Annotated in this window: 16 protein-coding genes and 1 other RNA gene; 5 read left to right on the plus strand and 12 right to left on the minus strand. The window is 66.5% G+C overall.

What is annotated here, in order from left to right; translation table 11 throughout:
- Positions 1-130: 130 nt before the first annotated feature.
- From erpA to rplM, 3 genes are all read right to left on the minus strand, one after another.
- Positions 131-502 carry an iron-sulfur cluster insertion protein ErpA gene (erpA, locus tag WS96_RS09820; RefSeq protein WP_006759918.1) on the minus strand — a complete coding sequence of 124 codons (372 nt, stop codon included), beginning with the start codon at positions 500-502 and terminating at the stop codon, positions 131-133.
- Positions 503-720: 218 nt separating this feature from the next.
- Positions 721-1,113, minus strand: coding sequence for a 30S ribosomal protein S9 (rpsI, locus tag WS96_RS09825; RefSeq protein ID WP_006476904.1), 393 nt, complete (start codon positions 1,111-1,113; stop codon positions 721-723).
- A gap of 11 nt (positions 1,114-1,124) precedes the next feature.
- Entirely contained in the window at positions 1,125-1,553 is a 429-nt protein-coding gene (gene rplM, locus WS96_RS09830) for a 50S ribosomal protein L13 (RefSeq protein WP_009687896.1), read from the minus strand.
- A 311-nt stretch (positions 1,554-1,864) separates the two neighbouring features.
- Here rplM and WS96_RS09835 point away from each other — a divergent pair, with 311 nt between their 5' ends.
- Positions 1,865-2,170 (plus strand): DUF1090 family protein, encoded by a 306-nt coding sequence (locus WS96_RS09835; protein WP_059824519.1) that lies wholly within the window; start codon positions 1,865-1,867, stop codon positions 2,168-2,170.
- Between the two features lie 409 nt (positions 2,171-2,579).
- Positions 2,580-3,044: an OsmC family protein gene (locus tag WS96_RS09840; protein ID WP_074801272.1), complete on the plus strand. Its 465-nt coding sequence runs from the start codon at positions 2,580-2,582 to the stop codon at positions 3,042-3,044.
- A gap of 68 nt (positions 3,045-3,112) precedes the next feature.
- Here WS96_RS09840 and rnpB read toward each other — a convergent pair.
- The 3 genes from rnpB to pyrC form a co-directional block, all read right to left on the minus strand.
- Positions 3,113-3,524, minus strand: an RNA gene (gene rnpB / locus WS96_RS09845) — RNase P RNA component class A.
- A 12-nt stretch (positions 3,525-3,536) separates the two neighbouring features.
- A complete protein-coding gene (locus WS96_RS09850; RefSeq protein WP_059832259.1) occupies positions 3,537-4,415 on the minus strand; it encodes a DUF3025 domain-containing protein in 879 nt (292 codons plus the stop codon).
- Positions 4,412-5,476 carry a dihydroorotase gene (gene pyrC / locus WS96_RS09855; RefSeq protein WP_059832261.1) on the minus strand — a complete coding sequence of 355 codons (1,065 nt, stop codon included), beginning with the start codon at positions 5,474-5,476 and terminating at the stop codon, positions 4,412-4,414. Before pyrC ends, WS96_RS09850 begins: the two co-directional genes overlap by 4 nt.
- A 205-nt stretch (positions 5,477-5,681) precedes the next feature.
- Here pyrC and WS96_RS09860 point away from each other — a divergent pair, with 205 nt between their 5' ends.
- Both WS96_RS09860 and WS96_RS09865 read left to right on the plus strand, forming a co-directional pair.
- Positions 5,682-6,596 (plus strand): class II glutamine amidotransferase, encoded by a 915-nt coding sequence (locus WS96_RS09860; RefSeq protein ID WP_059500989.1) that lies wholly within the window; start codon positions 5,682-5,684, stop codon positions 6,594-6,596.
- Between the two features lie 599 nt (positions 6,597-7,195).
- A complete protein-coding gene (locus tag WS96_RS09865; RefSeq protein WP_059832262.1) occupies positions 7,196-12,460 on the plus strand; it encodes an autotransporter outer membrane beta-barrel domain-containing protein in 5,265 nt (1,754 codons plus the stop codon).
- Positions 12,461-12,541: 81 nt separating this feature from the next.
- On the opposite strand, the gene WS96_RS09870 is transcribed toward WS96_RS09865, so the two are convergent.
- The 6 genes from WS96_RS09870 to WS96_RS09895 form a co-directional block, all read right to left on the minus strand.
- Entirely contained in the window at positions 12,542-13,267 is a 726-nt protein-coding gene (locus WS96_RS09870; RefSeq protein WP_034206415.1) for an amino acid ABC transporter ATP-binding protein, read from the minus strand.
- Entirely contained in the window at positions 13,264-13,941 is a 678-nt protein-coding gene (gene gltK, locus WS96_RS09875; RefSeq protein ID WP_059832264.1) for a glutamate/aspartate ABC transporter permease GltK, read from the minus strand. Before gltK ends, WS96_RS09870 begins: the two co-directional genes overlap by 4 nt.
- Positions 13,941-14,681, minus strand: a complete 741-nt coding sequence (locus WS96_RS09880; protein ID WP_034206414.1) for an amino acid ABC transporter permease — start codon at positions 14,679-14,681, stop codon at positions 13,941-13,943. The genes gltK and WS96_RS09880 overlap by 1 nt, the downstream gene beginning before the upstream one ends.
- A gap of 84 nt (positions 14,682-14,765) precedes the next feature.
- Complete coding sequence (locus WS96_RS09885) at positions 14,766-15,659, minus strand: glutamate/aspartate ABC transporter substrate-binding protein (protein WP_059832376.1); 894 nt, start codon at positions 15,657-15,659, stop codon at positions 14,766-14,768.
- 231 nt (positions 15,660-15,890) lie between these two features.
- The gene (locus tag WS96_RS09890; RefSeq protein ID WP_034206412.1) at positions 15,891-17,177 is read right to left on the minus strand and encodes a Glu/Leu/Phe/Val family dehydrogenase; all 1,287 of its coding nucleotides are present in this window, start codon (positions 17,175-17,177) and stop codon (positions 15,891-15,893) included.
- A 276-nt stretch (positions 17,178-17,453) separates the two neighbouring features.
- A complete protein-coding gene (locus WS96_RS09895) occupies positions 17,454-18,422 on the minus strand; it encodes a LysR substrate-binding domain-containing protein (protein ID WP_059832266.1) in 969 nt (322 codons plus the stop codon).
- A gap of 252 nt (positions 18,423-18,674) precedes the next feature.
- Between WS96_RS09895 and purB the strand changes: the two genes are divergently transcribed.
- Complete coding sequence (gene purB, locus WS96_RS09900; RefSeq protein ID WP_059500983.1) at positions 18,675-20,063, plus strand: adenylosuccinate lyase; 1,389 nt, start codon at positions 18,675-18,677, stop codon at positions 20,061-20,063.
- Positions 20,064-20,093: the final 30 nt, after the last annotated feature.

The following is a 20,093-nucleotide window of genomic DNA, read 5'->3' on the forward strand; positions in this document are numbered from 1 at the left end:
TAACATCGCCACGCCCCGTTTACAACAAGTTGGCGCAAACAAAAATGCCGTTCAGTCGCTTAACTGAACGGCATTAGGGCATCAAGCCCCGTTTTTCATGCCGGCGAACCGGCGCGGATCTGGCGTGCGCTCAGACCGAGAACGACGAACCGCACCCGCAGGTGGTGGTTGCGTTCGGATTCTTGATCACGAACTGCGCGCCGTTGAGGTCGTCCTTGTAGTCGATCTCGGCGCCGACCAGGTACTGGTAGCTCATCGAGTCGATCAGGAGCTGGACGCCGTTCTTGTTCATCACGGTGTCGTCCTCGTTGACTTCCTCGTCGAACGTGAAGCCATACTGGAAGCCGGAGCAGCCGCCACCCTGCACGAACACGCGCAGCTTCAGGTCGGGATTGCCCTCTTCGTCGATCAATTGCTTGACCTTGTCGGCCGCGGCGTCGGTGAAGACGAACGGCAGCGGCATATCGGTCGTCGTTGCTGCGGATTCGGTAACAGCGTTCATTCGAACTCTCCAAAAAGCTTTAGCCGCTATTGTAGGGCCGATCAGAAGATCGTGCTGAAGTCCATGAAATCAACAGGTTCTTGTCGATTTCATCAAGGGCGCCCACGCGTGCGGGCGCCGCAGCGAGCCCGGAAGCGGGCATAAAAAAACCGCCAGCGCGAAAGCTGGCGGTTTTTCCGGCGGACGCCGCCCGAAAGCGACGAGGCCATGAAGCGAAATTAACGCTTCGAGAACTGCTTTGCGCGGCGAGCCTTGCGCAGACCGACCTTCTTACGCTCGACTTCACGCGCATCGCGCGTGACGAAGCCTGCGCTCGACAGCGACGGCTTCAGCGTCGCATCGTAGTCGATCAGGGCACGGGTGATGCCGTGGCGCACTGCGCCTGCCTGACCCGTTTCGCCGCCGCCGTTGACGTTCACCTTGATGTCGAACGTCTGGCCGTGGTTCGTGAGTTCCAGCGGCTGACGCACGATCATCAGCGACGTTTCGCGCGAGAAGTAGTCAGCGATGGGCTTGCCGTTGACGATGATGTCGCCCTTGCCAGCCTTAATGAAGACACGTGCGACTGCGCTCTTGCGGCGGCCCGTGCCGTAGTTCCAGTTACCGATCATGTGGGCTCCCCTTAGATCTCGAGCGCCTTCGGCTGTTGAGCCGAATGCGGATGCGTCGCTTCTGCGTAGACCTTCAGCTTCTTGATCATCGCGTAGCCGAGCGGGCCCTTCGGCAGCATGCCCTTGACCGCCTTCTCGAGCGCGCGGCCCGGGAAGCGTTCCTGCATCTTGCCGAACGTCGTTTCATAGATACCGCCCGGGTAGCCCGAGTGACGGTAGTACTTCTTGTCCAGCGTCTTGTTGCCCGTGACCTTCAACTTGCTCGCGTTGATGATGATGATGAAATCACCAGTGTCGACGTGCGGGGTGAACTCAGGCTTGTGCTTGCCGCGCAGACGGCGTGCCACTTCGCTGGCAACACGGCCGAGAACCTTATCCGTCGCGTCAATCACGTACCATTCGCGCGTCACCTCATGGGCTTTTGCGGAAAACGTCTTCATGATCGATCCAAAAAAAATGCTTTGCCCGATGTGTTCTTCCTGCTTGTCTGTGTGCGCTTCGAGGCGCGGTGCAGGCTCTCCCTGTTCTTTTTCCGTGGGCATGAATGCGGAAAAGCCCTGAATTATAAAGGAAATACGGCTGCGTGGTCAAAGAGAATCCACGTCCCGTGTTCGGAACGGCCGAAATGAGCCAAAATTCGATCGTGCCCCGACCAGCCAGGCGAACCGAGCGCCTGGGGAGGCACCCATCGACGCGGGGCACCTGACCTTGCCGCGCCCGACCGGCCGAACCCGAAAAACAACAAATCAGCATGATGAAACAACGACTTACGCCTTTCCTCGCGGCCGCCCTGCTGGCCGCCGCGGCGCCCGCCGTCGCCGCCCGCTCCGGCTGCGAAGCCAAGCTCGACGCACTCGATGCGCGCATCGCCGAAGCCCGGACCGCCCATGCCGAAGACCGCATCGCGCGCCTGCGCGCGGTGCGCGAACGCGTGCGCCACTTCTGCGCGCGCGGCCACGGCCACGCGTCGGCCGCCCACGCGCCGACGCCCGATGCCGGCGCGCGCGGCACGTCGCCCGACGCGACCTCGCAGCCGGCGGCGCGACAGCCCGCGTGACGCGGCGGCGCGTGCAAGCCGCGCGCCGATGTTTGCATGGGACGAAAAAAAGCCCGAACGGACGGTTCGGGCTTAATCCACCTTAGGAGGAGGGTGGAGGAGACATTCGGAGGTTGCCGCAGCGCGACAACCAATGAGGTTCATTATACGAATGGCCTACGGACTTCACAAGAAAATTTGCATGGCGAAATTACATCCCACGATATGGGATTATGGCCGGCAAATTCACACACTAGAATTGTCGTTTTAAATCAAACACCTAATCGCACCAGACACGACCTGAAACCGTCCCCGCCTAGAGCAAAACCCCTAAATCCAGCAGGGAAATCGCCGCTCGTCACCCCGTTCGCCCGGCGCCGGCGTTGCGCGTCGTGCAGCGCATCAGCCGACCGTTGCGCCGCGGGCTACAATGCCGGATCGAATCCGAATCAGGCAACGCTGGAGTGCAAGCATGGAATGCAAAGTAAGCTGGATGGGCCAGGACGGCATGGCGTTTTCCGCCGAGACCGGCAGCGGGCACCTCGTCACGATGGACGGCGCGCCCGAAGGCGGCGGCCACAACCTCGCGCCGCGTCCGATGGAAATGGTGCTGCTCGGCACCGGCGGCTGCACGGCCTATGACGTCGTGCTGATCCTGAAGAAGAGCCGCCAGGAAGTGAGCGGCTGCTCGGTCACGCTGAAGGCCGAGCGCGCGAGCGAAGATCCGAAGGTGTTCACGAAGGTGCACTTCCACTTCACGGTCACCGGCCGCAACCTGAACCCGGCCACGGTCGAGCGCGCGATCAACCTGTCGCACGACAAGTACTGCTCCGCGTCGATCATGATCGCGAAAACGGCCGAACTCACGCATTCGTTCGACATCGTCGCCGCCTGAGCACACGGCGAACGCACGAAAAAAGGGCCGGCGCTCCGCACGGAGACGCCGGCCCTTTCGCATTCGAACGGCAAAGCAGGCCGATAAGCCGGATTCTGTGCACGCCGCGCGCCGAAGCGCGCAACGCGTGGCAGCCATTCCTCTAGGCGCGCCATTGCTGACGCGCTCAAGCTTCCTACCCGCAGACGAGACGGGGGCCCCGTCCTGCATCCGAAAATGCGCGCCTGCCTACTTGGAATTGCTCCGGGTGGAGGTTACCGTGCCGGCGAACGTCGCCGTCGCCGCGGTGCGCTCTTACCGCACCGTTTCACCCTTACCTGATCCCGGCTTGCGCCGGGCCATCGGCGGTTTGCTTTCTGTTGCCCTGTTCCGCGTGTCGCCACGGATGGCCGTTAGCCATCACCCTGCCCTGTGGAGTCCGGACTTTCCTCGCCCCCGCGCGCCCGAAGGCGGCGAGGCCGCGACTGCCTGGCCTGCTTTGCGACGCGCATTCTAGCACTGCGCGCCGCCATCGGCAGCGCGCGAGCGGCGGCCGCTGCGAAACACGGCCGGATCGTCGTAGAACGCGGCGTCGGCATTCGCCGCGCACCAGCCCGGCACCCCGAGCACCGGCAGCGGCGCGAAATCGCGGGGCGTCAGCGCGCGCGTCGCGAGTTCGGCGGCGATGCGCGCGTCGACGTGCGCGCGCCGTTGCGCGTCGGACCATGAGAAATAGTCGGCGCTCACTTCCACGATCCACGTGTGCGCGGTGCAGGATTTGTACGGTACGACGAGCTGTTCGAGCAGCGCATGGCCGACCAGCCGCGCTTCGCAGCGCGTCCCCCACGCATCGCGCTCGGCCACCAGCAGCCGCGGCCAGTCGAAGCCGCGCAGCGCGTCGGCGAGCGCGCGGTCGGCCGTGACGAACAGCGCCGCATTCTCGTCGAACAGCGTCAGCGCATCGCGCAACGCGCCGCGCACGGGGCCGACCCCGCCCGCCGCATCGATCGCGGCGGCCTGACGCGCATTCAGCGCGGCCTTGGCGCGCGGGTACGCGAACCAGACGAGCGCATTGAAGAAGTCGTGGAGATTCTGGCGGGTCGGCACGCGGCCGGTGGCCGCGATATGGGTTTCGTACGCGACGCCGGGCGGCAGCTCGGCCTGCGGCACGAACCGCAGCGGCCTGCCGCGACCGGTGACGCGATCGCCGCCGTGCAATGCGCCGTTCAGCGCATCGAGCAGCGCGGCGTCGCCCGCGCGGGCGGCCGCCTGCCACGCGCGGCCCGGCTCCGCGTAAGGCGCGAGCCACGGCACGGACCAGTCGATCCGCGCGAACGCCGCCGCCGCGAGACCGGCCTCAGGGCCGGGTTCGCGCGGCGGCGCGCCGGTCACGCGAGTTTCCAGCCGATCGTCTCGCCGCCGCGCAAAGGCACGACCGGCGTGTCGCCCGCGAAGATCTCGCGCGGCAGCTCCCACGCCTCGCGACGCAGCGTGACCGTCTCGGCGCTGCGCGGCAGCCCGTAGAAGTCCGCGCCGAAGAAGCTCGCGAACCCTTCCAGCTTGTCGAGCGCGCCGGCCGTGTCGAATGCTTCCGCGTACAGTTCGAGCGCGTGCAGCGCCGTGTAGCAGCCCGCGCAGCCGCACGCGATTTCCTTCGCGCCGCGCGCATGCGGCGCGCTGTCGGTGCCGAGGAAGAAGCGCGGGTTGCCCGACGTCGCGGCCTCGACCAGCGCCACGCGATGCGTCTCGCGCTTGAGCACCGGCAAGCAGTAGTAATGCGGGCGAATCCCGCCGACGAACAGTGCGTTGCGGTTGTACAGCAGGTGATGCGCGGTGATCGTCGCGCCGAGCAAACCGGGCGCCGCGTCGGCATCGCGCACGTAGTCGGCCGCGTCCTTCGTCGTGATGTGCTCGAACACGACCTTCAGACCCGGGAAATCGCGGCGCAGCGGCGTCATCACGCGATCGATGAACACCTTCTCGCGATCGAACAGGTCGATCGACGCATCGGTCACCTCGCCGTGCACGAGCAGCGGCATGCCGGTGTCCTGCATCGCCTCGAGCGTCTTCGCGCATTTCGCGAGATCGGTGACGCCGTGATCGGAGTTCGTCGTCGCGCCTGCCGGATACAGCTTCACGCCGTGCACGAAGCCGCTCGCGCGCGCGCGGCGGATTTCGTCCGGCGGCGTGTTGTCGGTCAGGTACAGCGTCATCAGCGGTTCGAACGTCATCCCGGCCGGCAGCGCGGCGAGGATGCGCTCGCGATAGGCCTGCGCCTGCGCGGTGGTCGTGACCGGCGGCTTCAGGTTCGGCATGACGATGGCGCGGCCGAACTGGCGGGCGGTGTGCGGCAGCACGGCGGCGAGCATGTCGCCGTCTCGCAGGTGCAGGTGCCAGTCGTCGGGACGGGCGAGCGAAAGCGTCGCCGGGGAAGAAGCGTTCGAGGCAGTCATAGGAGGCGTCGTGAGGAACGGGCTTGCCATCGGCGGGGCCGGAACGCGCGTGCGCGGGCCGACTGACGGCAAACCGCAACACGGGGCCTTTGACCAGCGGAATCCGCTTTTTACCGCTCAGGGCTCGGTGATATGCTAGAAACCGCATTGTACCGGGGTTCGCCCGGTTCGTTACCCCCCGCTTCAGCCTGCCGCCCCACGTAAAATGTGCCAACTCCTTGGAATGAACTGCGCCGCGCCGACGGACGTCACATTCTCCTTCACAGGTTTCGCGGCCCGGGGCGGGCTCACCGATCACCATGCCGACGGCTGGGGCATCGCGTTCTTCGAAGACAAGGCCTGCCGTCTCTTCATCGATCACCAGGCATCGGCCACGTCGCCGATCGCCGAAATGGTGAAGCGCTACCCGATCAAGTCCAAGAACACGATCGCGCACATCCGCAAGGCGACGCAAGGGCACATCCTGCTCGAGAACAGCCATCCGTTCATGCGCGAGCTGTGGGGCCGGCACTGGATCTTCGCGCATAACGGCGACCTGCAGGACTACGCGCCGGACATGGACGGCAGCGTCTACCATCCGGTCGGCACGACCGACAGCGAGCAGGCGTTCTGCGTGCTGATGCAGGGGCTGCGCGAGGCCTTTCCCGGCGCGCAGCCGCCGCTGCCCGAACTGTTCGAGCGGGTCGGCGAGCTGACGCGCGGCATCACCGATCACGGCGTGTTCAACTTCCTGATGTCGAACGGCCAGGCGCTCTTCGCGCACTGCTCGACGCGGCTGCACTACCTCGTGCGCCGCTGGCCGTTCTCGACCGCGCATCTCGTCGACGAAGACCTGTCGATCGACTTCGCGAAATACACGACGCCGGAGGATCGCGTCGCGGTAATCGCGACGCAGCCGCTCACCGACAACGAAGTCTGGACCGCATTCGAGCCGGGCGAGCTGATCATGTTCCAGTGCGGCGACGTCGCCGCGCGGATGCGGATTCCGGTGCCCGAGCGCGTGCTCGAGAAACTGCGCAACCCGTCGCTCGACGCGTCGGCGTCCGCGCCGCGCACGGCGGTTCGCGAAGCGCTCGCCACCGCCGCCGACGGCGATTCCGACGACGCGATCGATTTCTGAAGCGCGGCCGCGGCCGCTTCCTGCGCACTGCCTGCTGCGCGAGCTTCACGCGACACATCCGACGACGCCCGTCATCGGCGCAAATCGCCCCGCTGCGGCCAATATGGTTTCATTTTGACGACCACCCGGCGCAACCGATCGACGTCACGCAACATTTACTTGATTTTATTAATTTACAAACGAAAATAAATAAAAGACGAGACAAACAAAACAACCATCAATTAAAAATAAAATCCTGGGCCTGCATTTTAGCGCGCCCCACCCACCGGAACCGTGCGTTATCCCACCTACTCCGACAGTCCTTCCGAATTTTTAAAAAATCCCCCAAACCCGCCACCGCCAAGGCCTTCGGTTCGATCAACCACACAAATCGAAAATACCACGCATTACGGTTCGCATCATTACAGTTTCCCATTTCCAGATAATCGACGGCCGCCCGAATCGGTAGACTCCGCCCATCCTCGGTGTAACGAAACACGATTGGCGCGACACGCAGCCATAGCCGCCGCACGCCCCTTCGGATCGTTTCCCCACCGCGGAATGCGAATTCGCCGAATGGCGGCGAATGCCACGTCAAAAAGAAGAAAGAGGGGTATGCCGTGAATCACTCATTTCGATCGATATGGAGCGAAGCCGCCGGCTGCTGGGTCGCGGTTGCGGAAACGACCCGGGCGCGCGGCAAGCGCTCGGGCGGCGCATCGGGTTCGAGTCGCCGCACCGCGCACGCAACGACGCGCCGGTCGCCGCTGCGCGTCGCGGCGCTCGGCGCCGCACTGGCGGCGCTGTCGGCCGGCGCCGCGCACGCATCGACCTGCGGCAGCGGCGCCGCCATCGCGAACGGGGGCACCTGCACGCTCGACAGCTTCAGCCCGACGGTCAACGACAACCTGGCCGGCGCCACGACCGTGTCGGGCGGCGACCGGGTCGGCCTGACCGGCGCCTGGACCGGCGCGACCGGCGACATGGGCTACACGCTGACGCCGCTCGGCAGCGCGTCCGTCGTATCGGGCAACCCCGACCAGCCGCTGCTGTCGATCGGCGGCAAGACGCGCAGCGTCAGCACGCCCGACTCGATCACCGGCAGCCATACGACGGTCGCGACCTATGATTCGGCCGCGTTCGCGGCATCGAGCGCCGGCTCGATCAACGTGCCGGTCTATCACGACGTGAACGGCGACCAGTACGTGAACACGCGGATCGGCACCGTCGATCGCTCCGGCGGCACGCTCGACGTGTCGATCGGCGCTCCGGCGGGCGCGCCGACGGCGGCCGGCAACGCGATCACGATGGCGCCCAAGCAGACCGACCTGTTCGTCGCGGACGGCACGGGCACGGCGCAAAGCGTCGTCAACTGGAACTCGCGCAACCAGGTCTGGCTCGGCACCGGCGACTATCTCGCGAGCGGCGGCCCCGTCAGCCACGTGCTGCTCGACGTGCCGGCGTATGCGGGCACCTTCACGGCGTTCGACGGCAGCGCCTGGACGGTCACCGACGCCGCGTCGCTCGCCGCGTACAACACCTTTCTCGTGCGCTCGGTCCAGAGCGGCGCACTCGGCTCGCAGGCCGCCTACGATCAAGCGTTCAGCCAGGCCGTCACGTTCTCCACGCAATCGTTCGAGTATGCGAACAACGTGTCGCCGGGCGACAAGAACACGCTGCCGATGGACTACCTGACGGTCATGCACGGCACCGGCGCGAACGCGACGCTGCACATCGGCAAGGACGGCCAGATCGACTTCCGCGGCACCAACACGATCGACTCGAGCTCGGCGGTCCTCGCCGAAAACGGCGCGCACTTCGTCAACGACGGACGGCTGTCGGGCGACTTCACGCTCGTGCGCCTGCTGACCGGCGCAAGCGGCGTGAACAACGGCGTGATCTCGTCCGGCTACGCCGCCGGCGACAACTTCGACACCGGCGGCGCCGCGCTGCCCTACAACTTCAGCCTCAACGCGTACACCGAGGGCAGCGGCATCTACGCGAACGGCGCCGGCACGACCTTCGTCAACAACGGCGTGATGAACGTCGGCGCCTGGACCTTCAACAGCACGCGCCCCGACCTGCAGAACTACGCGGTCGCCGTCACGGACGGCGCACGCGCGTCGAACGCCGGCACGATCAACGTCGGCGTCAACGCGACGACGCTCGACAGCCAGGTGATCGGCGGCCTCGTCGCCGGCGGCAGCTTCACGAACGAAGCCGGCGGCACGATCTATCTCGGCCGCGCCGCGCAATACGACGCCGCCTCGCCCGAGGCCGCGAACGACGTCGCGCTGTCCGCGCACGCGTACGGCATTCTGCTCGGCGCGTCGGGCACCGCGAGCAACCTCGGCACGATCGTGATCGGCACGCAAACGCAGAACGGCGCCGCGCTGGCGAGCATCGGCTCCACCTCCGGCGCACTGACCAACGCGGGCGCGATCGTCGTCGACGGCGCCGCGCCCGGCACGCCGCTCGCCAACGTCGGCATGCTCGCCGCCGACACCGCGGCGGCCGTGACCAACACGGGCACGATCACGCTGAATGGCGTGAACGGCATCGGCATCATGGTCGTCGGCACCGGCACGAACGCGACGGCCGCGACGTCGACCGGCACGATCGACGTCGCCGGCGGTCTCGATCCCGCGTCGGGCACGCGCAACTACGGCGTGTGGGCCGAAGGGCCGCTCGCGAAGGCCACGATCGACGGGGCGCTGAACCTGACCGGCACCGGCGCGATCGGCGTGCATGCGCGTTCGGGCGCGACGATCGACGTCGGGGCGAACGCCGTGCCGGCCTTCACGTCCGGCACCGACCAGATCGGCTTCTATGCATACGGTGCAGGCTCGAAAATCAACGTCGCCGCGCAGCACCTGAGCGTCGACACCGACGATTCGACGCTGTTCCGCGTCGCGGGCGGCGCGGCCTACACGGGCGCGTCGACGGCCGGCGCGCTGACGACCGACGTCAACGGCCAGCGGGCGCGCGGCGTGCTCGCGACCGATGCCGGCACCACGCTGTCGACCGGCAACGCGGTCTATAACGTCAACGGCGCGAACGGCATCGCGATCGCGGTCGAAGGCGGCGCGAAAGGCACGATCGACGCGGGCGCGACGATCAACCTGAACGCGGCCGGCGCGACCGCGGGCGTCGTCGACGGCCAGGCGCACGATCTCGCCGGCGCGAATGCCGGCGCACCGGTCACGACGACGCTGATCAACGATGCCGCCGTCACGTCGTCGACCGCCGGCGTGACGGGTTTCGTCGCGCAAAACCTCGGCACGCTCGAGAACCGCAGCACGGTGTCGCTGACCGGCGCCGGCTCGACGGGCGTCGTGGCCGGCACGCTCGGCACGGTGAACAACGCATCGACGATCCGGGTCGCCAACGGCACGGGCGCGCTCGTGCAGGGTGCGTCGGCCACGCTCGCGAATGCGGGCTCGATCGAAGCCGACGACGGTATCGCGGGCGTACGCCTGACGGGGGCCGGCGCATCGGTCGCGCTGTCGGGCGCCGGCGCCGTCATCGCGAACGGCAGCGCCGACGGCGTGCTGATCGATGCGACCGTCACGGGGGGCGGTATCGCGGCCGGCGCGACGTCGATCGCGGTCGGCGGCGCGGGCAGCGGGATCCGCAACCTCGGTGCGAATGCAACGATCGCGCTGTCCGGCACGCAGGTCGCCACGACCGGCAACGGCGCCGCCGGCCTGACGTCGACCGGCGCGGGCGCGCGCATCGCGACCGATGCGGCAACGGTCGTCCGCACGGCGGGCGCCGATGCGCGCGGCCTGTCCGTGTCGGGGGCCGATTCGATGCTCACGGCCAATGGAACGACCGTCGCGACGACCGGCACGAACGCGCATGCGATCGTCATGGACGCCGGCGCGACGGCCCTGCTGTCGGGCACGAAAATCTCGACATCGGGAAGCGCAGCCGATGCCATCGTCGTGCAAAACGGCGGCCGCGTCGCCGATGCGGGATCGTCGCTCGCCAGCGCGGCCGGCAACGGCGCAACCGCGAACAGCGGCGGCGTGCTCGCGTTGACCGGGACGACGCTCGCGGGCGCGACGGCCGGCGTGCTGACGTCGGACACGCTCGCGAACGGCGCGACCAGCTCGGTACTCGTCGACGGCGGCAGCGTGACGGCCGCCACCGGGCCGGCCTTCGCCGCGCGCGGCGGCACGGCCGACATCGCGGTGCGCAACGGCACGGTCGTGACGGCCGGCAACGGCACGCTGCTGAACCTCGCGAACGGCAGCAACGTGACGTTCGACGCATCGGCGGTGAACCTCGCGGGCGACATCGTTTCCGACGCGTCGAGCACCGGCAACGTGTTCCTCGCGAACGGCACGACGCTGACCGGGAAGATCGACCCGGTCGCGCTGACCATCGACGGCACGAGCACGTGGCGCATGACGGGCAGCTCGGTCGTGAGCCGCCTGAGCAACGCGGGCCTCGTCGCATTCGCCGCGCCGACCGGCTCGCCGACGCTGACCGGCAGCTACAAGACGCTGACGACCGGCGGCTACGTCGGCAACGGCGGCACGATCGCGCTGAACACGTACCTCGGCGCCGACGCGTCGCCGACCGACCGCCTGATCGTCAACGGCGGCGCGGCGACCGGCACGACCGGCCTGAAGATCGCCAATACGGCCGGCACCGGCGCGCAGACGACCGGCGACGGGATTCCGGTGGTCGTCACGGCCAACGGCGGCACGACCGCCGCGTCGGCGTTCCATCTCGCGGGCCCGGTACAGGCCGGCGCATACGAGTACCGGCTCTATCGCGGCGGGCAAAGCGACGCGAACGGCTGGTACCTGCGTTCGCAGCTCGACCCGACCGACCCCGGCGACCCGATCCACCCGGCTGGCGGCGGCGACGACGGAAATGGCAACGGCAACGGCGGCGCGCTCGCGTATCGCCCGGGCGTCTCCGGCTACGCGATGACACCGCTGCTGAACGTCGACTACGGCTTCTCGACGCTCGGCCGGCTGCACGAGCGCGTCGGCGACATCTACAACGTCGAGAAGCAGCAGCCCGGTAATCGCGACGGCGTGTGGGGGCGTATCGGCGGCCAGAGCCTCGATGCGAACGCGGGCCGCTTCTCGGCCGACGAACGCACGTTCTTCGCGCAGTTCGGCAAGGACTGGACCGTCGATCAGGCACCGAACGGCGCCGGCAGCACGCATGCGGGCGTGACGGCCAGCATCGGCGTGGCGAATGCGAGCTTCAGCGACATGGCGCGCGCCGGCTCGCCGAACCTGTCGACGTCGACGGGCTCGGTCGAGATGCACGCGCAGAGCGTGGGCGGCTACTGGACGCGCTATCTGCCTGACGGCACCTACTTCGACAGCGTCGGACAGGTCACGCACTACGGCAACCGCTATCGCGACAGCTACGGCAACGAAGCGTCGCAGAACGGCTTCGGCGTCGCGCTGTCGCAGGAAGTCGGCAAGCCGTTCGCGCTCGGCGCGTTGCCGATCGCGGTCGAGCCGCAGGCGCAGTTGATGTATCAGTACCTGAAGCTGAACGCGTTCAACGACAACGTGTCGGCCGTCTCGGGCACGACGACGCATGCGCTGCGCGGCCGCGTCGGCGTGCGCTTCTTCCGGCCGAACCTCCAGTCGGACGCGGGCGGCGGCGCCGCGACGCCGTACTTCACGGCCGACGTGCTGCACGACTTTCTGTCGCCGGGGCAGACCGTCGTCGGCGGCACGCCGTTCGCGACGCACCTCGGGCGCACGTGGTACGAGCTCGGCGTCGGCGTGACCGCCGGCTTCGGCAAGTCGGGCGAGCTGTACGCGAATGCGAAGATCGCGCGCAACATCGGCGGCGATTACCGGCGCGGGATCGTCGGGCAGGTCGGCTACCGGTACAGCTGGTAACGCCCGGCGGCGGACGAAAAAAAACCGCCCGGCGGCATGCCGGGCGGTTTCTGGCTGGGTACGCGCAAGACGCGCGAACGCTCAGTGCAGGATCTTCGCGAGGAAGTCCTTCGCGCGGTCCGATTTCGGATTCGAGAAGAAATCGTCCTTGCGGTCGTCCTCGACGATCGCGCCCTTGTCCATGAAGATCACACGATGCGCGACCTTCTTCGCGAAGCCCATCTCGTGCGTGACGACCATCATCGTCATCCCTTCCTGCGCGAGTTCGACCATCACGTCGAGCACTTCGTTGATCATCTCCGGATCGAGCGCGGACGTCGGCTCGTCGAACAGCATCGCGATCGGGTCCATCGACAGCGCGCGCGCGATCGCGACACGCTGCTGCTGGCCGCCCGACAACTGGCCCGGAAACTTGTGCGCATGCGCCTTCAGGCCGACGCGATCGAGCAGCTTCATGCCCTTCTCGGTCGCTTCGTCCTTGCCGCGGCCGAGCACCTTGATCTGCGCGAGCGTCAGGTTCTCGGTGATCGACAGGTGCGGGAACAGCTCGAAATGCTGGAACACCATCCCGACCTTCGAGCGCAGCTTCGACAGGTTCGTCTTCTTGTCGCCGACCGACTGGCCGTTCACGAGGATCTCGCCCTGCTGGAACGGCTCCAGGCCGTTCACGGTCTTGATCAGCGTAGATTTACCCGAGCCCGACGGGCCGCACACGACGACCACTTCGCCTTTCTTGACCTCGGTCGTGCATTCGGTGAGGACCTGAAACTGGCCGTACCACTTCGAAACGTTCTTGATGGAAATCATCTTGTGACCTTTTTCTGGAGACCCTTGACGAGAGCAGACGCCAACGAGCAAATCACGAAATAGCATGCGCCGGCGAACAGGACCATCTCGACGGTCGTGCCGTCGCGATCGCCGATGTTGGCGGCCGTGCGGAAGAAGTCCGCGAGACTGATCACGTACACGAGCGACGTATCCTGGAACAGGACGATCGCCTGCGTGAGCAGCAGCGGCACCATCGCGCGGAACGCCTGCGGCAGGATCACGAGGCGCATCGCCTGCGCGTAGTTCATGCCGAGCGCGAACGCGGCATTCACCTGCCCGCGCGGCACCGCCTGGATGCCGGCGCGGATGATCTCCGAATAATACGCGGCTTCGAACAACGAGAACGCGACCATGGCCGACGCGAGGCGGATGTCGATCGTCGGCGACAGCCCGAGCACGCCCTGCAGCAGTTGCGGCACGATCAGGAAGAACCACAGCAGCACCATCACGAGCGGGATCGAGCGGAACACCGTCACGTACGCCTTCGCGAACCACGCGAGCGGCTTCACGCCGGACAGCCGCAGCAGCGCCAGCAGCGTGCCCCAGACGATCCCGACCACGATCGCGATCAGCGTGATCTTGAACGTGACGACCGCCCCCGACCACAGCGTCGGCAGCGCGCCGGGAATACTACTCCAGTCGAACTGATGCATCACTTGCCTCCGATATAGCCGGGCAGCCGCGTACGGCCTTCGATCCAGCGCATGAACGCCATCACGACGAGGTTGATCAGCACGTAAGCGAGCGTGACCGCGATGAACGACTCGTAGGTCTGCGCGGTGTAGTCGACGAGCTGGCGCGCCTGCGCGGACAGATCGAGCAGGCCGATCGTCGACGCGACGGCGGAGTTCTTGAAGATGTTCAGGAATTCCGACGTGAGCGGCGGCACGATGATCCGGTAGGCAACCGGCAGCAGCACGTAGCGATACGTCTGCCATTGCGTGAAGCCCATCGCGAGGCCGGCCGCGCGCTGGCCCTTCGGCAGCGCGTTGATCCCCGAGCGCACCTGTTCGCACACGCGCGCGCCCGTGAACAGGCCGAGACAGACGATCGACGCGGTAAAGAACTGCGTGCCGGGCGGCAACTGCTTGATCCAGGTGCCGATCGACGCAGGCAGCAGCTCGGGTATCACGAGATACCAGATGAAGAACTGCACGATCAGCGGAATGTTCCGGAAGATCGACACGTACACGGTGCCGATCGCCGACAGCCATTTGTTCGGCACGGTGCGCAGCACGCCGAACAGCGATCCGACGATCAGCGCGATGACCCAGGCGACGAGCGACACTTCGATCGTCACCCAGAAGCCGGACATCAGCCATCCGAAATAAGTCGTCGGCTCGCCGGTCGACACGGGGCTCAGGAAGATGCCCCAGTTCCAGTGGTAAGACATGGGCAAGACTCCAGCAAAAAGAAACGGAAGAAGCGTGGCCTCTTCCGTCTCATGAGCGTCATTTCTGCATCAACGGCAGTGTGATCAGTCGAGCGCCTTGTCGTTCGGGTTCGCGTACAGCTTCTTCATCGACTCGGACAGCGGGAAGTTCAGGTTCAGGTTCTTCGGCGGGATCGGGTTCTCGAACCACTTCGCGTAGATCTTCGCGGCTTCGCCCGACTTCTCGACTTGCGCGATCGCGTCGTCGACGACCTTCTTGAAGTCGGCATCGCCCTTGCGCATCATGCAGCCGTAAGCCTCTTCCGATTGCGGCGTGCCGACGATCACCCATTCGCCCGGCTGCTTCGCCTTCGCGCGCTCGCCCGCGAGCAGCGCGTCATCCATCATGAACGCGACCGCGCGGCCCGATTCCAGCGTGTTGAACGAATCGCCGTGATCCTTCGCGCTGATGATGTTCATGCCGAGCTGCTTGTCGTTGTTCATCTTGCGCAGCAGGCGTTCCGACGTCGTGCCGGCAGTCGTCACGACCGTCTTGCCCTTCAGGTCGGCGAAATCCTTGACGCCGGAATCCTTCTTCGTCATCAGGCGCGTGCCGATCACGAAGATCGTGTTCGAGAATGCAGCCTGCTGCTGACGCTCGGCGTTGTTGGTCGTCGAGCCGCACTCGATGTCGACCGTGCCGTTCTGCACCAGCGGAATACGGTTCTGCGACGTGACGGGGATGTTCTTCACCTGCAGGTTCGGCAGGTTCAGCTTCTTCTTCACCGCATCCACGACCTTCATCTGGAAGTCGCGCGAATAGCCGACCACCTGCTGGCTCTGGTCATAGTAAGAGAACGGAATCGACGATTCGCGGTGGCCCAGCGCGATCACGCCCGTGTCCTTGATCTTCTTCAGCGTGCCCGTCTCCTGAGCATGCGCGCCGCTTGCGAACGCGCAAAGCGCCGCCACCATCAGGACTGCCTTGTGGTATTTCATTTTGGTCATCTCCTTGGCTAAAACCCGCGCCAGTGTATCAAAGTAATATTTTTGAAAGTACTGGTTGTTTACCGCACTACGAATCGCCCCGTGCGAAGCCGTCCTCCCGGCTTCCGGCGCGCTTGCGGCGCCTGAATGCGCACGCGGGCGGCGCCGGATTCGGCACCGCCCGCGAGGGTTCATGCACGCAATCGCGAGGATTGCGTCATGCGTCGATCGTAGTCGAACCGATCAGGGGTACAGGCCGCGCATTTCGCGCGCCATCAGGATGCGCTTGCACGCGACGATGAACGCCGCCGTACGCACCGTCACCTTGTGCTCTTCCGCGACCGCCCACACGCCGGCGAACGCTTCGCGCATCACGCGCTCGAGACGGTGGTTGATCTCGTCTTCCGTCCAGAAGAAGCTCGAGAAATCCTGCACCCACTCGAAGTACGACACGGTCACGCCGCCTGCGTTCGCGATCACGTCGGGGATCACCAGCACGCCGTTCGCGCTCAGGATGTCGTCGGCCGCCGTCGTCGTCGGGCCGTTCGCGCCTTCGACGACGATCTTCGTGCGGATCTTCGATGCGTTCTTCTCGGTGATCTGGTTTTCCAGGGCCGCCGGGATCAGGATGTCGGTCTCGACCGTCCAGAACTCGTCGTTCGGCATCGGTTCCGCGCCTTCGAAGCCCGCGACACCGCCCGTGCGGGCGACGTGGTCGAGCAGCTTGTTCGAATCGAGGCCGGCCGGCTGGTAGATCGTGCCCGTGTGATCCTGCACCGCGATCACCTTCGCGCCCGCTTCCTGGAACAGCTTCGCCGCGATGCCGCCGACGTTGCCGAAGCCCTGCACCGCGATGCGCGCGCCTTCGATCTCGAGGCCCTTCTTCTTCGCCGCTTCGCAGCCGACGACGAACACGCCGCGGCCCGTCGCTTCCTTGCGGCCGAGCGAACCGCCGAGCGCGATCGGCTTGCCGGTCACGACGCCGGTCGACGTCTGGCCCTGGTTCATCGAGAAGGTGTCCATCATCCACGCCATCACCTGTTCGTTGGTGTTGACGTCCGGCGCCGGAATGTCGGTGTTCGGGCCGATGATGATGCCGATTTCGCTGGTGTAGCGACGCGTCACGCGCTCGAGCTCGCCGCGCGACAGCTTGCGCGGGTCGACGCGGATGCCGCCCTTCGCGCCGCCGTACGGCACGTTCACGGCCGCGTTCTTCACCGACATCCATGCCGACAGCGCCATCACTTCCGACAGCGTCACGTCCTGGTGGTAGCGCACGCCGCCCTTGCCCGGGCCGCGCGACACGTTGTGCTGCACGCGATAGCCCTCGAAGTGCGCGACGGTACCGTTGTCGAGCTCGATGGGCACGTCGACGACCAGGATGCGCTTCGGACGCTTCAGCGTTTCGAGCCAGCGCGACAGCGAACCGAGGTACGGCGCGACGCGATCGACCTGCTGAAGGTAGTTGCCCCACGGGCCGAGATCGTCGGCGTGCAGGTAGGACGGGATGGACTGCTGTTGCGAAGACATGGAAGCTCCAACGTTCAACGGATTGCGCACATTGTCGAAAAACCCGTTTTTTTTATCCAATGCCGTTTGTTTATTCGATTATGCGTTTCTTGCATGATCGCGATTTTTCGCAAAATCGCGGTCGATTTGCGCAAGAACGGCCGCGATCGGCCGGGCATCGCGTTCGTGAAAAACCGCGTTGCCGACGCGCGAGCCGGCCGGCGGACCGCCGTCCGACAGGCGCCGCAAGGCCGCCGTCAGCCGGCCGGATCGCTCGGCCGGATCAGCCGTCGGCGCTTAGCCGGCGGTGCCGGCGGCGGTCTCGCGCAGTTCGTCGCGCACGACGTCCCACAGCGCACGCACGAGCTTCTGCCGCGGATCGTCGCCCTGCAGCGCGAGCTTGTCGCAGTACAGCCGGATCTCCATCGTCAACGTGAACGGATGCGCGCCGGCGCCGCGCGCCGACCGGTCGAGCCGGATCAGCCGGCCGCCCGCGACCGCATCGTCGACCGCGCTGTGCGGCAGGAACGCGACGCCGTGGCCCGCGAGCGCCATCGCCTTCAGCCCTTCGGCCATGTCGGTTTCGTACACGCGATCGAGGAACAGCCGCGTCGGCGCGTTCGCGATGATGACTTCGGTCATCCGGCCGAGATACGCGTTCGGCGTATACGACAGATACGGCACGCGCGCGTCGGCCGCGCCCGGCAGCGTATGGCGCGGCCGGCCCGCGCGGCCGGGCGCGGAGAACGGGCTGATCGGCTCGCTGCCGAGAATCAGCATGTCGTAGCGAGCCGGGTCGAGCGCGACCGGGTGGCTCGGGTGGTGATAGCCCATCACGAGGTCGCAGCCGCCCTCGACGAGCGACAGCACCGCGTCGTGCACGTTCAGCGCGCGCAGCCGCGTGTGGACCTGCCCCATCTTCGCCTCGATCCGCTCGAGCCAGCGCGGGAAATACGTGAGCGACAGCGTGTGCGGCACCGCGAATTCGATCGTCGGCACCGGCGCGCCGACGTGGCCGCGCAACAGCGTCCTGGCCTCGTGCGCCTGCGACAGCATCGTCAGCGCCTGCTCGTAGAAGATCTGTCCGGCCTGCGTGAGCCGGGTCGGATAGACCGAACGATCGATCAGCTCGGTCGCGAGCCATGCCTCGAGCGCCTGGATGCGCCGCGAGAACGCCGGTTGCGACACGTGCCGCAGCTCGGCGGACCGGCTAAAGCTGCGCGTTTCCGCGAGCGAGACGAAGTCTTCGAGCCATTTCAGTTCCATGCAGGCGGGCGCGGCGGGCGGCGGTCGGGAAGAAGCCTGCATTCTACCGGCGGGCAGGCCCGGCCGGCGGCTTGCCTGGCGGCCCGACGAGCCGGCGCGGGCGCCGGCCGGCAGGCCGTTCGCGCGCTGCCCGAGCCTTGCCGGCCCGTGGCGCCCGCGCCCGGACCGGTTCGGCCGGGATCGTCCCGCGCCGATGGTAAAATGCCGGATTCCCTCCCCTCGCTCGACCCGGCCCCAAGGCCCCGCCCGATCATGTCCGACACTCGTCCCGATACGCTTTTCGCCCTCACCGCGCTCTCGCCCATCGACGGCCGCTACGCCAGCAAGACCGAAGCGCTGCGCGACTGGCTCTCCGAAGCCGCCTTCATGCGCCACCGCGTCACCGTCGAGGTGCACTGGCTGATCGCGCTGTCGCGCGCCGGCTTCGCGGAAGTCCCGCGCTTCTCGGAAGCGTCCGAGCAGTTCCTGCTGCAGCTCGCCGAGCGCTTCACCGCGCACGACGCCGCGCGCATCAAGGAAATCGAGCGCGTGACGAACCACGACGTGAAGGCCGTCGAATACTGGCTGAAGGAATCGGTGAAGGGCCAGGCCGAACTCGAGAAGGCGAGCGAATTCATCCACTTCGCGTGCACGTCCGAGGACATCAACAACACGTCGCACGGGATGATGCTCGCCGGCGCACGCGAGCACGTGATCCTGCCGGCGCTGCGCACGGTCCATCAGCGCCTCGTCGCACTCGCGCACGCGCACGCCGAACAGCCGATGCTGTCGCGCACGCACGGCCAGCCGGCCAGCCCGACGACGCTCGGCAAGGAACTCGCGAACGTCGCCGCGCGCCTCGCCCGCGCGATCGCGCGCATCGAGAAGGTCGAGATCCTCGGCAAGATGAACGGCGCGGTCGGCAACTTCAACGCGCACCTGTCCGCGTATCCGGAATTCGACTGGGAAGCGTTCTCGCGCGACGTGATCGAAAACCGCCTGAAGCTCACGTTCAACCCGTACACGATCCAGATCGAGCCGCACGACTACATGGCCGAACTGTTCGACGCGGTCGCGCGCGCGAACACGATCCTGCTCGACCTCGATCGCGACGTGTGGGGCTACATCTCGGTCGGCTACTTCAAGCAGAAGACGAAGGCCGGCGAGATCGGCTCGTCGACGATGCCGCACAAGGTCAACCCGATCGACTTCGAGAACTCGGAAGGCAACCTCGGCCTCGCGAACGCGACGCTGCGCCACCTCGCCGACAAGCTGCCGGTGTCGCGCTGGCAGCGCGACCTGACCGACTCGACGGTGCTGCGCAACATGGGCGTCGCGCTCGGCTATTCGCTGCTCGCGTACGATTCGCTGATCCGCGGCCTCGACAAGCTCGAGGTGAACCCGCAGCGCCTGAACGAAGATCTCGACAACTGCTGGGAAGTGCTCGCCGAGCCGGTGCAGACGGTGATGCGCCGCTACGGCATCGAGAACCCGTACGAGCAGTTGAAGGAACTGACGCGCGGCAAGGGCATCACGCGCGAAGCGCTGCAGGAATTCGTCGGCACGCTCGCGATCCCGCAGGACGCGAAGGATCGCCTGCTCGCGATGACGCCGGCGTCGTACATCGGCAAGGCCGTCGAACTCGCGAAGCGGATCGCGTAAGCACTGCCGTCGCCCGACAAAAAAAACCGA

The organism is Burkholderia sp. MSMB1835, assembly GCF_001526365.1.
Lineage (GTDB): Bacteria > Pseudomonadota > Gammaproteobacteria > Burkholderiales > Burkholderiaceae > Burkholderia.